The sequence below is a fragment of the Amycolatopsis sp. NPDC114478 genome (assembly GCF_055633805.1).
Window position 1 is genome coordinate 180,287 of record NZ_JBVKDO010000010.1, and the last position, 14,192, is coordinate 194,478.

At 68.0% G+C, this 14,192-nt stretch carries 12 protein-coding genes; 11 read left to right on the top strand and 1 reads right to left on the bottom strand.

Going from position 1 to position 14,192, the window contains the following annotated elements:
• The first annotated feature begins 58 nt into the window (after positions 1–58).
• Both ACZ7OH_RS27005 and ACZ7OH_RS27010 read left to right on the top strand, forming a co-directional pair.
• Positions 59–2,347 carry an MMPL family transporter gene (locus ACZ7OH_RS27005; RefSeq protein ID WP_470283341.1) on the top strand — a complete coding sequence of 763 codons (2,289 nt, stop codon included), beginning with the start codon at positions 59–61 and terminating at the stop codon, positions 2,345–2,347.
• On the top strand, positions 2,344–3,693 hold the full coding sequence (locus tag ACZ7OH_RS27010; protein ID WP_470283342.1) for a peptidylprolyl isomerase: 1,350 nt from the start codon (positions 2,344–2,346) through the stop codon (positions 3,691–3,693). Before ACZ7OH_RS27005 ends, ACZ7OH_RS27010 begins: the two co-directional genes overlap by 4 nt.
• A gap of 223 nt (positions 3,694–3,916) precedes the next feature.
• Here the strand turns inward: ACZ7OH_RS27010 and ACZ7OH_RS27015 are convergent, their stop codons facing one another.
• On the bottom strand, positions 3,917–4,561 hold the full coding sequence (locus ACZ7OH_RS27015; protein WP_470283343.1) for a response regulator: 645 nt from the start codon (positions 4,559–4,561) through the stop codon (positions 3,917–3,919).
• Between ACZ7OH_RS27015 and ACZ7OH_RS27020 the strand changes: the two genes are divergently transcribed.
• From ACZ7OH_RS27020 to ACZ7OH_RS27060, 9 genes are all read left to right on the top strand, one after another.
• Entirely contained in the window at positions 4,544–6,001 is a 1,458-nt protein-coding gene (locus tag ACZ7OH_RS27020) for a sensor histidine kinase (protein WP_470283344.1), read from the top strand. The two genes, ACZ7OH_RS27015 and ACZ7OH_RS27020, sit on opposite strands and share 18 nt — an antisense overlap.
• 190 nt (positions 6,002–6,191) lie before the next feature.
• Positions 6,192–7,298, top strand: coding sequence for an NDMA-dependent alcohol dehydrogenase (locus tag ACZ7OH_RS27025; protein WP_470283345.1), 1,107 nt, complete (start codon positions 6,192–6,194; stop codon positions 7,296–7,298).
• Between the two features lie 51 nt (positions 7,299–7,349).
• Positions 7,350–8,333: a R2-like ligand-binding oxidase gene (locus tag ACZ7OH_RS27030; RefSeq protein ID WP_470283346.1), complete on the top strand. Its 984-nt coding sequence runs from the start codon at positions 7,350–7,352 to the stop codon at positions 8,331–8,333.
• Between the two features lie 62 nt (positions 8,334–8,395).
• A complete protein-coding gene (locus ACZ7OH_RS27035) occupies positions 8,396–9,418 on the top strand; it encodes an NAD(P)/FAD-dependent oxidoreductase (RefSeq protein WP_470283347.1) in 1,023 nt (340 codons plus the stop codon).
• Positions 9,419–9,460: 42 nt separating this feature from the next.
• Positions 9,461–9,775: a ferredoxin gene (gene fdxA, locus ACZ7OH_RS27040; protein WP_470283348.1), complete on the top strand. Its 315-nt coding sequence runs from the start codon at positions 9,461–9,463 to the stop codon at positions 9,773–9,775.
• A gap of 69 nt (positions 9,776–9,844) precedes the next feature.
• A complete protein-coding gene (locus ACZ7OH_RS27045) occupies positions 9,845–10,462 on the top strand; it encodes an RNA polymerase sigma factor (protein ID WP_470283477.1) in 618 nt (205 codons plus the stop codon).
• A gap of 59 nt (positions 10,463–10,521) precedes the next feature.
• Complete coding sequence (locus tag ACZ7OH_RS27050) at positions 10,522–12,021, top strand: aldehyde dehydrogenase family protein (protein ID WP_470283349.1); 1,500 nt, start codon at positions 10,522–10,524, stop codon at positions 12,019–12,021.
• 57 nt (positions 12,022–12,078) lie between these two features.
• Positions 12,079–12,486 carry an SCP2 sterol-binding domain-containing protein gene (locus ACZ7OH_RS27055; RefSeq protein ID WP_183127630.1) on the top strand — a complete coding sequence of 136 codons (408 nt, stop codon included), beginning with the start codon at positions 12,079–12,081 and terminating at the stop codon, positions 12,484–12,486.
• A gap of 49 nt (positions 12,487–12,535) precedes the next feature.
• Positions 12,536–14,167 (top strand): long-chain fatty acid--CoA ligase, encoded by a 1,632-nt coding sequence (locus tag ACZ7OH_RS27060; protein ID WP_470283350.1) that lies wholly within the window; start codon positions 12,536–12,538, stop codon positions 14,165–14,167.
• The last annotated feature ends 25 nt before the right edge of the window (positions 14,168–14,192 follow it).

Genomic DNA, 14,192 nt, shown 5'->3' on the forward strand with positions numbered 1-14,192 from the left:
TCGGCCGTCGTTGCGCAAGCTGTCCCCGAGGTCCCTCCTCCGCGGAGGGGCGCGAAGGGTGCGCGCCCTTTGGCGACGGCCGACCAAGCGTGGTCTCTTCGTAGTACTGGGCGTGCTCGCGACGGCGGGCTTCGTGCTCGGCGGGCTCACGAAGGTGCGGGTCGAGACGAGCGTGGACTCGTTCCTGCCCACCGACGACCCGGTGGTGCGCCAGTTCGAGGCGGAGTCGGGCTCCTTCGGCGGCGACCCGATCGTCGTCCTGCTGGAGTCCGGGCAGCCGCGCGCCCAGCTCGACCAGCAGCACCTGCCGACGCTGCTGAACCTCGAAGGCCGGCTGTCGCGTCTCCCGGACGTCGCGGCCGCCTACGGCCCCGGGACGACCCTGAACCAGATCGCCGGGCGGACACAGGACCTCCTCGCGGAGCTGTCCGGACGCCGCGACGGCGTCCGGGCCCAAGCCCAGCAGGGCAAGACCGGCAAGGACGCGGAGAAGGCCGGCGACGCCGCGGTCGCCGCGTTCGACGCCCGGTACGGGCCGCTGCTGGTGCAGGGCATGCCGGCCGGCCTCCCGACCTTGCACAATCCGTCCTTCGTGAACACGGTCGTGTACACCGGTGCAGGCCAGCCTCGCCCGCAGTGGCGGTTCGTCGTGCCCTCCGACCGGTCGGCGGCAATCCTCGTGCGCCCGCGTGAGGGCCTGGACCAGCAGGGCACGGAACGGCTGGTTCAGGCGGTTCGTGACGCCGTCGCGATGACCAAGCCGGACGCGCAGCGGATCACGGTGTCCGGCGTCCCGGTCATCGCCGTGTCCCTGGGCGACCAGGTGCAACGCGAAATCCCATGGATCGGGGGGACCGCCCTGCTCGCGGTGGGTGCGTGCTTCCTGTTGATTCCCTGGACCCGGAAGCTGCGCCGCAGGCTGGTGCCGGTCATGACGACCGTCGTCGCGATCGGGCTGACGCTCGCCGTCTTCGGCTGGCTCGGGCGGCCGTTGTCGCTCGGCGTCGTCGCCTTCCTCCCCGTCCTGCTCGGCGTCGGGAGCTACTACCCGACCTACTTCGCCCAGCAGGCCAGACGCCGGGTGGTGCTGGTGGTCGCCACCGCCACCGCCGCGGCGTTCGCGATGCTGCTGCTGTCGCCGCTGCCGTTCGTCCGCGAACTCGGCTTCGCGCTTTCGATGGGTGTGCTCATCGCTGCGCTGGTCGGCATGCTCCTCATCCGTGGCCTCTCGTTCACCGCCGAACCGGACCGGCCACTCGATGAGATGGTCTCCCCGTCGCGCGCTGTGACGTCGCCTCGATGGGCCCGGGTCGCCGCCGGCGTCGTCGCGGGTGCGGTGGCGCTGGCCGGCTGGATGGCGCTCCCCCGGATCGAGCTGGAAAGCAACTTCCAGAGCTTCGCCACCGGACTGGACGCGCTCACCGACGCCCAGCACATCGAATCCGTCATCGGGTCGTCGGGTGAGGTCGCCGTCGTCCTCAACGGTCCTGACGTGCTGTCGCCCGAGGCCATGAGCTGGACCAGTGCGGCGCAAGAAAGCATCGTCTCGCGACACGGCGACCAGATGCGCCCGGTGGTTTCGCCGCCGACCTTGCTGCAGTTCCTGGGCACCTCGCCCACTGCGAGCCAGATCGCAGCCGGGGTCCGGTTGCTGCCGCCGTACCTCACCGGCGCGGTCCTCCGCAACGACCGGACGTCCGCGCTGCTGAGCTTCGGTGTGCGGATGGAAGACCTGAGCGAGCTGCAGGTCCTCCGCGACGACGTGCTGCGGCACTTGCCGCCGCCACCGCAGGGCTATCACGTGGACCTGACGGGCTTGCCGATGGTCGCGGTCCGCGGGAACGAGCTCGTGTCCGCGGAACGCCTGCTCACCAACCTGGCCGGGATCCTGGCCGCGGGCGCGGTCCTGCTGATCGCGCTGCGGCGCCGGGCCGACGCGGCGCGCGCGGTCGCGGCGGCGGCCATGGCCACCGGTGCGGGCCTGTGCTTCCTGTGGCTGGCCGGGGTGCCGCTGAGCCCCGTCACCGCCGGCTTGGGATCGCTGACCGCCGCGGTCGGGTGCGAGTTCACGGTACTGCTGTCGGAAGCCGCCCGCCGTCGCAGCCGGGGACTTCGGCTGTCGATCCTGCTCGCCGCGTCCACCTCCACCGTGGGGTACGCGGTCCTGGTGCTGTCCAAGCTGGCCGCCGTCCGCGAGTTCGGCATCCTGCTGGCCGGCTCGGTCGTGCTGTCCTTGCTGTCCGCGGTCTGTGTGGTGTGGCTCTGGCCACCGGGTGACCGTGTTACCCGGGTGGCGACACCCGTTCCCGAACCTGTCGGACGAGTCGTGGTGGAGGTGGGTCGATGAGCCTGCGAGTTGAACGCGAGAAGAAGACTGACGACGAGGAGGCGACCGTGAAGACCTCGAACCTCAACACGATCGAAGACGAGGAAGCCGACGTCGTCGACCTCCCGGGTGGCCGTGACGAGGCGGAAGAACCGGCCGAAAGCAACGCCGCGGCCGGCTTGCCCGAATCGGACGGCGTCGACGAGCTCGACGAGGACGCCGAAGCCGGGCCGGAGAAACCGAAGACCGGGCTGAAGGACGTCATCCGGGCCAAACTGCCGAAAACCCGCAAGGTGCGCGTCATCCTGCTCGTGGTCCTGCTGCTCCTGGTGGGCGGGGGGGTAGGCGGGTACGTCTGGTATGACGTCCGGCGGCTGCCGGACGACGCGGCTTTCCGCGTCGCGGGCCGAACCGTCACCGCCGACCAGCTCAGCGGAGTCGTCGAGACTTGGCGGGCCATGTACGGGGTCCAGCCACCACAGGATGAAGCGACCCTCCGCAAGTTCCGCAAGGACTCCGCTAAGGCGTACGCGGTGAGCCTGATCCTGCAGAAAGCGGCGCAAGACCGAGGGATCGTGATCGGTGACAAGGTGGCGCAGGACGCTCTGGCCAGGTTGATCTCGCAGCAGCTCGGGGAGGGGACGGAAGCTCACGACAAGTTCGTTCAGCAGCTGGGCAACGTCGGCACGTCCGAGCCGGCCGTGATCGATGAAATCAAGCAGCAGCTGGCTCTCTCGCAGCTTTTTGACGCGGTGACCAAGGGATCCGGCGACGTCGGCGAGCAGGAAGTGAAGGACGCCTTCGCGACGCGAAAGGACCAGCTGGGCACCCCGGAGCGGCGCAAGATCGGCAACATCGTGGTCCGGACGAAGGAAGAGGCCGACCAGGTGATCGCCGACCTGTCGCACGGAGCCAAGTTCGAAACCGTGGCCCAGCAGCGGAGCATCGACACCGCGACGCGCGACAAGGGCGGTGACCTCGGCGCGATTTCCCGTAGCCAACTGCAGGACGACTACGGGAAAGCAGCTTTCGGCGCAGCGCCGGGGACGGTCTTCGGTCCGGTGCAGAACGAGTTCGGCTGGAACGTCGGGCGGGTCGCTGAAGTGACGGCTCCGGTGCCGGCGACCTTCGAAAAGGTGCACGACAGCCTCAAACAGCAGCTGCAGATGGAAAAGATGCTCGCATTGTGGCGTTCCTGGCTGGGAGACCAGATCAAGGGCGCCGGCGTGGAGTACGCGGACGAGTACCGGCCGGACAATCCCGACGCCGCACCGGACGTAAAGCCGGGCGAGAGCCCGGTGACGGGGCAGCAGGGCGCGGCGAGTCCGGGCCAGCCTTCACAAGGACAGCCGGTTCCTTCGCGATGAGCACGGCCGCACCGCTCCTCGTCTTGGCAGTTGTGCTTGTCCTTTTGGGACGGTGGGGCAGCACACGCTCACCGGATCTCGTTCCGGTGAACTTGCCGATGGCCGAGCGCGAGCGGCGCGCGAAAGTCGTCCGCCGAGGCGCCGTCAGCGCCTACGTAGTGGCGGCCGTCTTCGTCGTCGTGTCGGTTGCCGCGCTCTTCTAGCCGGCGGGCGCCGAGCCTTGTCAGCCCGGGCTCGGCGCCTGCTTACCAAGCAAGCCGTAGTGACCGGCCATGCCGGCGGCGACGATCCGGTTCGGGGCCCCCAGCTTGTTCAGGAGCGAGGCGACCAGGCGCTTCGCTGTCCGCTCGGAAACCAGCATGCGTTCGGCGATTTCTGTGGTCTCCAAGCCGCGGGACAGCAGTACCCACAGGCGAATCTCTTCCACCGCCAGCTGACCGAAGATCTCCTCCGGCGGGTGTCGCACCGCGTCGAGCAACGCGGTGAACAAGGTGTCCTCGACCACTCGGAAGCCGGCGGCCACGGACAGCAGGGGAGCGACCAGCACATCCGGATCAGCCGACTTCGGCAGGAAGCCGTCGGCGCCGGCCCTTAGCGCATCTTCGGCGAGCTTCAGGTCCGACGTGCCTGACAACGCGACGACTTTCGTATCGGGATGGCGGGACTTGATATGGCGGATTGCCGGAATCCCGTTGACGGGCGGCATGGCGAGATCGACTATCGCGATGTCGGCGCCGCACGATCCGACGAGCGAGGCCGCGTCCTCCGCGCGGTTCGTCGTACCACCGATCTCGAACCGGTCGCCGGCTTTCGCCTTCAGCAGCAGAGCTAGGCCCTGGGTGAAGAGGTCGTGATCATCGACCAGCACCAGGACGAGTTTGCGGTCTTGCATGGCTCTCCTCGTCGGAAGATGACAAAATCACTATACGAGCCCACCAGCAGAGGCGCTGGCGGCAGCGTCGTGGAGGCACCGATGTCGACCGTACCGTGGTGGCGTGCCGTCCGGTCAAGCACGATCCTCCAGACGGATACGCTGCGGGAGACCGACATCCGGATCGTGGAACGGGTGCCCGCCAGCGTCCGGGTCGGCGTCCTGGTGTCCGTCGGGCTGCTCCTCACGCTCGGCCCGGACTCCGTGCGGCACCACCTCGCGATCGGGTTGGTGTGGCTGGCTGTCGGCAGCGTCTACGCGCTCGTCGTCTTTTGGGATCCCACGATCGAGTTACGCAGCATCCGGTCCGCTTCGGTGGTGACAGGCCTGGACTCGGTCCTGTCGCTGGCCATCATCGCGTTGACCGGAGGTGCCAGCAGCGTCGCGGTGTCGCTGCTGTTCCTGGTCATCGCGGCCGCTGCGATGCGTCTGTCCTTCGTGGCCACTGTGGCCGTGTCGATGGCCCTCGGAGGTGCCTATTTCCTGGTCGCGCTGCTGATCGACGCCGGTCAGACGTCCCCGGCGATCCGCATGCAGTCCGGATTGTGGTGGCCGGTCTACCTGGTGTTCACCGCAGCCCTGACAGGCGGTTTCGCGCTGCTGACCGAACGGGCGACACGAGCACACAGCGCCGCCCGGGCACAGGCGATCGCGGAACGGGCGGCGGCGGAAGAGGAGCGGGACCTGCGTGCTCGCCTCCTGAAGTCCTACGAGGCCCAGGAGACCGGCCTGCACGTCATCCTGCACGAGTTCCGCACTCCCATCGCCTCTCTCAAGGCGCTGACCGACAACCTGGTCGAGCGAACCGGTACGGCGGCGGCCGAAGACGACGACAGCTGGACCAGCCTGCGGCTGCTGGCGGCCCACGCGGGCCACCTTTCGTCCATGATGGACGCGCTCGGCGACGTCGCCGCGAGCCGGCGGCCCAACTTCAGCACCGGGCGTCGCAGGGTCGTCGACATCAAGGAGTTTTTGTACGCGGCCGGAGACGCCGCCGGCCTGGCGGACTCCGAGCTGCAGATCACCGTCACGCCGCCGGGTGCACAGTCCCGCCTGGACGCACAACTGCTGCGACGCGTCATCACCAACCTCGTGGAAAACGCTGGACGGCACAGCCGGGGCACACCCGTCGAGGTCGTCGCGCGGCTGGGACGAGGACGGCTCCGGGTCATGATCCTCGACCGGGGGCCGGGTTTCCCGGCCGAACTCGCCCCCATCGTCACCGAGCGGTTCGTTTCCGTCGGCGAACGCCGTGGCACCGCGGGGCTCGGACTGTGGATCGCCGACCAGATCGTCCAGTCGCTCGACGGCCGGATCCGGTTCCGGCCACGTTCGGGCGGCGGCTTGGTCGTCTGCCTCGAAGTGCCGGTCGACTGAGCACGTCGCGCCGGTCCGGCCGAGTAATTCTCATTTTCTGACGTCTTTCGGGTCCGTTTCCGTGTGCGTGGCCCGCGCGGGTCGGCGGGGTTGGCACGCGCGGGCCACCGATGGCTCGCGCGATCGGTGTGCGCCGCGCCGGGTCTTGTGATGATGACCCGAGTCCTTCACCTGTGAGGAGTTGACGTCAATGAAGACGAAGGCTGCGGTCCTATGGGGACAGCACGAAAAGTGGCAGGTCGAGGAAATCGACCTGGATCCACCGAAGGCCGGCGAAGTCTTGGTCAAGCTGACCGCCAGCGGGCTGTGCCACTCCGACGAGCACCTCGTCACCGGAGACCTGCCCTTCCCCTACCCCCTGGTCGGCGGCCACGAAGGCGCCGGTGTGGTCGAGGCCGTCGGCCCCGGCGTCACGGACATCGCCGAGGGCGACCACGTGGTGATGACCTTCCTGCCCGCCTGCGGCCGGTGCTCGTACTGCGCGCGGGGTCTGGGCAACCTCTGTGACGCCGGCGCCGCCGTGATGCTCGGACCGCAGCTGGACAACACCTACCGCTTCCACGCCCGCGGCGAAGACGTCGGTCAGATGTGCCTGCTCGGCACATTCTCCGAATACACCGTCGTGCCGGCGGCGTCGGTCGTGAAGATCGACGACGGCATTCCGCTGGACAAGGCCGCGCTCGTCGGTTGCGGCGTGACGACCGGTTTCGGCAGCGCGGTCCGATCCGGCGAAGTGCGGGCCGGTGACGCGGTGGTCGTCGTCGGCGTCGGCGGAATCGGCGTCAACGCGATCCAGGGCGCCCGGATCGCCGGCGCCCGGCTCATCGTCGCGATCGACCCCGTCGAGTTCAAGCGCACCAAGGCTCTCGAGTTCGGGGCCACCCACACGGCCGCGTCGATGGACGAGGCGTGGAACACCGTCAGCGAGCTGACCCGCGGCCAGCTGGCCGACGTGTGCGTGATCACCACGGACGTCGCCGAGGGCGCGCACATCACGCCCGCCCTCTCGCTCGTCGGGAAGCGCGGCAGGGTCGTCGTCACGGCCATCGGCCACCCCGAGGAGACGTCGATCACAACCAGTCTCATCGAGCTGACGCTGTACGAAAAGCAGCTCCGTGGTTCGTTGTTCGGTTCGTCCAACGGCCAGCACGACGTGCCGCGGCTGCTCGAGCTCTACAACGCCGGGCTGCTGAAGCTCGATGAGCTCATCACCACCGAGTACTCCCTGGAGGACGTCAACCAGGGCTACGAAGACATGCGCAACGGCAAGAACATCCGCGGCCTCATCCGGTACTGATCCACCTAGGTCGCCCGCAACGGCCCAAATTCGTGATGTGAGGACAGTTTCATGGCTATCGAACGCAACATCGAGCACGGCAAGCGCACGGGATTCGGCAGTCTGAGCGAGGGTGGTCTCCGCATGGAGTCGTTCCCGATGCGCTTGTTCCGCAAGGGAAACAAGAAGTTCTGGAACCCCGAAGACATCGACTTCTCCCAGGACGCCGAGGACTTCGCGGCGATGAGCCCCGACGAGAAGCGGCTCACGTCGATCCTGGCCGCCCAGTTCATGGCCGGCGAGGAGTCGGTGACCCAGGACCTGCAGCCCTTCACGACGGCGATGGCCGTCGAAGGCCGGCTGGCCGACGAGGCCTACTTGACGCAGTTCACCTTCGAAGAGGCCAAGCACATGCAGGCGTTCCGCCTGTGGTTCGACGCGGTCGGTCTCGGCACCGACCTCCACGAATTCGTCGAGTACAGCGAGGCGTACTCGAAGATCTTCACCGAAGAGCTGCCGAAATCGTTGTACGCGCTGACGACTGACCCGTCTCCGGCAGCCCAGATCCGCGCGTCCGTGACCTACAACCACGTGGTCGAAGGTTGTCTCGCCCTCACCGGCTACTTCGTGTGGGCCAAGGTGTGCAAGAGCCGCAACATCCTGCCGGGCATGCAGCAGGTCGTGAAGTACATCGGCGACGACGAGCGGCGTCACATGGCGTGGGGCACCTTCACCTGCCGGCGCCACGTCGCCGCCGACGACCGCAACTGGGACGTCGTCGACGAGCGGATGCAGGAGCTGCTCCAGCCGGCGCTGCAGCTGATCGTCGGGCTGTTCGACGCCTTCGGGGACAACACGCCGTTCGGCATCAACATCGACGAGATGACCGACTACGCGCTGGACAAGGTCAACCGCAGGCTCGAGTCGATCGAGAGCGCGCGGGGCTGCCGCGTCGAGGAAATCGACGAGGACTACTCCCCGATGCAGCTCGAGGACAAGTTCGCCGCGGAAGACGAAGCGGCGGTCGAGCAGGCGCTGACGGCCGTCGGCTCCTGACCCATCGAGTTCTCACCGGTAACCAGGTCGACGCCGACCTCGAACCCAAGGAAATCACCGACATGCTGCAGGACACCTCTGCGCAAGAAGCGAACACGAACGTCGACCTGCTCTTCATCGGCGCCGGGCCGGTGGGTCTCTTCGGCGCTTACTACGCAGGATTCCGCGGCCTGAGCATGGCGGTGGTCGACGCCCTTCCCGAGGTCGGCGGCCAGGTCCAGGCGATCTACCCCGAGAAGAAGATCTACGACATCGCCGGCCTGCCGGGCGTGCCGGGGCAGGAACTGATCGGCAATCTCGTCCGGCAGGCCGCGCCGTTCAACCCGCAGTACCTGCTTTCGCAGCAGGTACTGCGGCTCGAGCGCCGGGACGGCGGGTGGCGGGCCACGACGTCGGCCGGCGTGGTGATCGACGCACGCGCGGTCGTGATCACCTCCGGCGTCGGGGCGGTCAGCCCGCGGCCCATCCCGGCAGGCGAGGACTTCCTCGGCCGCGGCCTGTGCTACTTCGTCCCGCGGCTGGACGTGCTCGAGGGCAAGGACGTGGTGGTGGTCGGCGGCGGGGACTCCGCGGTCGACTGGGCGCTGGCGGCGCTGCCGCGTGCGCGGTCGACGACGCTCGTGCACCGCCGACGGCAGTTCCGCGCGCACGAGCACTCGGTCCAGTTGCTCCACGAGTCCGCCTGCACCGTGCTGGTCGACGCGAACGTGACCGAACTGCGTGGACAGGACCGGGTGGAGAGCGTCGCCATCAAGGTGGCCGGTGAAGCCGAGGTCCGCGAGACCAAGGCGCAGGTCGTCGTCGCCGCGCTCGGGTTCCTGATGGACCTCGGCCCGATCAAGGATTGGGGGCTCGAACTCGAGGGCCGCGCGATCCGGGTCGACAGCAGGATGCGGACCAACCTGCCCGAGGTCTTCGCGGCCGGCGACGCCGCGACCTTCGACGGCAAGGTCAAGCTCATCGCGGTCGGCTTCGGCGAAGTGGCGACCGCGGTCAACAATGCGGCCGTGGCGCTCGACCCGCAGGCCGGGCTCGCGCCGGGGCACTCGAGTGACTTGACAATTCCCGCACAAGTCGGCGCCTGAAGCACACCGACATTCATCGAACGACCCGAGGAGGTGGAACTGATGGCTTTCGTCATCGGAGAACCGTGCGTGGACGTGAAAGACATGACCTGCATCGAGGAATGCCCGGTCGACTGCATCTACGAGGGCGAGCGCATGCTCTACATTCACCCCACCGAGTGCATCGACTGCGCGGCGTGCGAACCGGTCTGCCCGGTCGAGGCCATCAAGCCGGCCCAGCAGGTCGACGACCGCTGGCGGCCGTTCCAGGAATCGGCGAAGTCGGCGTTCGACGTACTCGGTAGCCCGGGCGGGTCCACCAAGGTCGACCCCCCGATCGAGGACACGGAGTACGTGAAGAACTTCGAAAAGAACTAGTCGCGAAACTGCGCGCTTCGGACCGGTTTCGGCCGTGAGCGGGTCACAAAGGAGTTCCGGATGACGTCAATGGCGACGATTGACTGCGAGCGTGTGGACGAGGCCAGAGGGCACGCCCAGGCATCCTTCGCGCCTTCCGAAACGGATCCATGGTCTTTGGTCCGTGCCTCGCAAGAGGGTGACCACCGGGCGTTCGGCCTGCTGTACAGCCGGTTCTCGGTGGACGTTTTCCGCTTCGCACGAGGACGGCTGCGCGACGAACACGCTGCCGAAGACGTCACCAGCGAGACGTTCCTCCGTGCGCTCCGCAGCATCGGCACGGTGCGGTACTTCGGGTCCAGCGTCCGCTCTTGGCTGCTGACGATCGCCAGGAACATCATCCTCGACCACGTGAAGTCGGGACGCTTCCGGCACGAGGTGATGGTCTCGGAGTTTTCCGAGCAGGAGCAGGCTGTCGTGCTTCCGGAGTTCAGCGTCTTCGCGCAGCCCTGCCGGGACGAAATCGCCCGGCAGATGTTCGAGTTGAGTGAGGACCAGCGGATCTGCCTGCGGCTGCGGTTCTTCGACGGTCTGTCCGTGTCGGAGACCGCGCAGGTCATGCAGCGGAAGAGCAGCGCCATACGCGCACTGCAGCACCGCGCCGTCCGACGGCTGGCAGAGCTGGTCGACCCGGTCGCGGTGGATTGAGACCCGAGGTGGGAACAAAAGTTGCTTCGTGAAGAACCCAGTCAGAAAGGCGTTCGCTGATGACGATGGTGTCAGTCGAGGTTCCGCCGGCGGTGCGTCCCTTCCTGGAGAACGCGGCCGCGAGCATCGTCATCGGTGCCGACAAGACGACGGCGGCCGGAGGGGGCGAGATCCCGACCACGGACCCCGCCACCGGCGCGCTGCTGGCCAACATCGCGGCGGGCGGCAAGACGGACGTCGACCGCGCCGTCGAGGCCGCGCACAAGGCCTTCGCCGGTTGGCGGCGCCTCAGCCCGGCTGCGCGCAGCCGGGTGCTGCTGGACGTCGCCGACGCGATCGACGAGTACGCCGATGAGCTGGCCATCCTCGAGACGCTGGACAACGGGAAGCCGCTCACCGAGTCGACCTACCTCGACGTCAGCCTCTCCGCGCAGATCTGGCGGTACTTCGGCGGGTGGACCACGAAGCTCGGCGGTCAGACACTGCCGGTGTCGCCCGCGGTGGGCGAGGCCCTGGTCTACACCCAGCGCGAGCCGCTCGGCGTGGTCGGCGCGATCGTCCCGTGGAACTTCCCGTTGATGATCGCGTCGTGGAAGGTGGCACCGGCGCTCGCCGCGGGGAACACCGCGGTGCTCAAGCCTTCCGAGTTCACGTCGTTGAGCGCACTGCGGCTGACCGAGGTCGCACTCGAAGCGGGGCTGCCCCCGGGCGTGCTGAACTTGGTGACGGGCCTGGGACCGGAAGCCGGCCAGGCTCTCATCGACCACCCGGGCGTCGCGAAGATCTCGTTCACCGGGTCGACCGAGACCGGGCGGCGGATCGTGACCGCCAGCGCCGGGAGCCTGAAGAAGCTCACGCTCGAACTGGGCGGGAAGTCCGCGAACATCGTCTTCCCGGACGCCGACGTCGAGGCGGCGGCGCAGGGCGCCCTCAACGCCATCTTCCTGAACCAGGGGCAGGTGTGCTGTGCGGGCTCGAGGTTGTTCGTCCACCGCGACATCCACGACGAGGTCGTGGCCGCCCTCGCCGCGGAGGCGCGCGGAATCCAGCTTGGCCACGGCCTCGACGACGACACCCAGATGGGTCCGTTGATCTCGGCACGGCAGCTGGACCGGGTGGAAGGCTTCGTCGGTGCGGGTGTTCGCGACGGCGCGACTCTGGTGTGCGGCGGCGAACGACCCGGAGGCGCGCTGGCCGGTGGGCACTTCCTCGAACCCACGATCTTCACCGACGTGCGGGACGAAATGTCAATCGCCACTGACGAGATCTTCGGCCCGGTGCTCTCGGTCCTGAAGTTCGACGACGAGGACGAGGCGGTGCGCCGCGCCAACTCCAGCGTCTACGGACTCGCAGCGGGCGTCTGGACCAACGACCTGAAACGAGCTCACCGCGTCGCGCGTGATCTGGAGGCCGGCACGGTCTGGGTGAACATGTACAACATGATCGACCCGGCGGCTCCCTTCGGTGGCTACAAGTCCTCGGGCTACGGCCGTGACCTCGGCGAGGAGTCGCTGCTGGGGTACACGCAGACGAAGTCGGTCTGGATCGGGATGGACTGAAACCGCCGTCCGTCCACATTCCACAGTTTTCCGCAAGAAACTCAGCGAGGAGTGCAAATGGGTGCGTTCAAGGACGACTCCGAGGTCTACAAGTACATCGGCGGTGTCTTCGAGAACGGTCTGGCCGACCCGGAGGTGGGTCCGAAGCTGAAGGGCTCCGGCGTCGTACTCCAGATCACCTACACCGACCCCGACTCGGTGCTGACGGTCGACTTCCCTTCCGGTGAGGTGCACACGGGCGCGAGCGACCTGACGCCGCACGTCGAACTGTTCATGACGGCCGACACCGGCAACCGGTTCTGGCTGGGCAAGGTGAACTTGTCCGTCGCGATGGCCAAGGGGCAGGTCCGGGCGAAGGGTCCGGTCTCGAAGATCCTGAAGCTCGTGCCGGCGGCGAAGTCGCTGTTTCCCGCCTACGAGTCGTTGCTCGAGCGTGACGGCCGTGACGACCTGCTGAAGGCGTGAGCGGCGGACAGAGTTCCGACGACGTCGTCGGCGTGACGGAGGTCAAGTAATGCGCAGCACCATGCAGGGCACGCCGCTCACGGTCGCGTCGATCCTGCGGCACGGCGTGGAGGTCCACGGCGACCGACAGGTGATCACCGCGACGGGTGACGGGTTCCGCCGGTCGAGCTACGAGCAGATGGGCCGGCGATGCGGTCAGCTCGCCAACGCGTTGCGCCGCCTCGGGATCGCCGGCGACGACCGGGTGGCCACGTTCCAGTGGAACAACCAGGAGCACCTGGAGGCGTACGCAGCGGTGCCCTCTATGGGCGCGGTGCTGCACACGCTCAACATCCGGTTGTCCGCCGAGCAGATTCGCTTCATCGCCGGGCACGCCGAAGACAAGGTCGTCATCGTCGACTCGTCGCTCGTGCCGCTGCTGGCCCGCGTCCTGCCCGGGCTCGATACGGTCAAGGTCGTGCTGGTCACCGGCGACGACGGTGACCTGGCACCGCTGGAGGGCAGCGGCAAGGCGGTACTCCGCTACGAAGAAGTCCTCGGCGCGGAGTCACCGGAGTTCGCGTGGACCGACGCGGACGAGGACGCCGGGGCAGCGATGTGCTACACCAGTGGCACGACGGGCGACCCGAAGGGTGTAGTGTACAGCCACCGTTCGCTGTACCTGCACTCGATGGCCGCCTGCACGGGCAACGGACTGGGCATCGCCGAGCAGGACCGGATCCTGCCGATCGTGCCGATGTTCCACGCCAACGCGTGGGGCCTGCCTTACGCGGCCTTGATGGCCGGTGCGGAACTGCTGATGCCGGACCGGTTCATGCAGGCGGCCCCGCTGGCCGGGATGGTCCACACGGAACGGCCCACCGTGGCCGGCGCGGTCCCGACGATCTGGAACGACGTCCTCCTGCACACGGAGAAGGACGCCGGCCTGGACTTCTCGTCGTTGAGGCTGGTCGTCTGCGGTGGGTCCGCCGTGCCGCGCTCTCTCATGGAGGCCTTCGAGAACCGGCTCGGCGTGACCATCCTGCAGGCGTGGGGAATGACCGAGACCTCCCCGATGGCGTCGGTGGCCCGCCCGGCGGTCACCGCCGGCCCGGCCGACGCGTGGCGGATGCGGGCGACGCAGGGACGCCCGGTCTGCGGTGTCGAGATGCGGATCGTCGGCGACGACGGCACGCCTCAGCCGCGGGACGGACAGGCCGTCGGCGAGCTGGAGGTGCGGGGGCCGTGGGTGACCGGTTCGTACTACCAGGTCGACGACGACGCGCGCTTCCACGACGGATGGCTGCGCACGGGCGACGTCGGGCACATCAGCGCGGAGGGCTTCCTGACGCTGACCGACCGGATGAAGGACGTCATCAAGTCCGGCGGCGAGTGGATCTCGTCGGTCGAGCTCGAGTCCGCCCTGGCGGGGCACCCCGACGTGTTCGAGGCGGCGGTCATCGCCGCACCGGACGAGCGCTGGCAGGAACGTCCGTTGGCGGCCGTCGTCCTTCGCGAGGGAGCGATCGTCTCACCGGGGGAACTCCGATCCTGGTTGTCGGACAAGCTGCCGCGGTGGTGGCTGCCCGAGCGGTGGACCTTCGTCGAGGAGATCCCCCGCACCAGCGTGGGGAAGTTCGACAAGAAGGTGCTGCGCGCGGACCACGCGGACGGCCGGTTGAAGGTGGAGACCCTCGACTGACCTTCCGCGCCATGAAGTTCCCGGT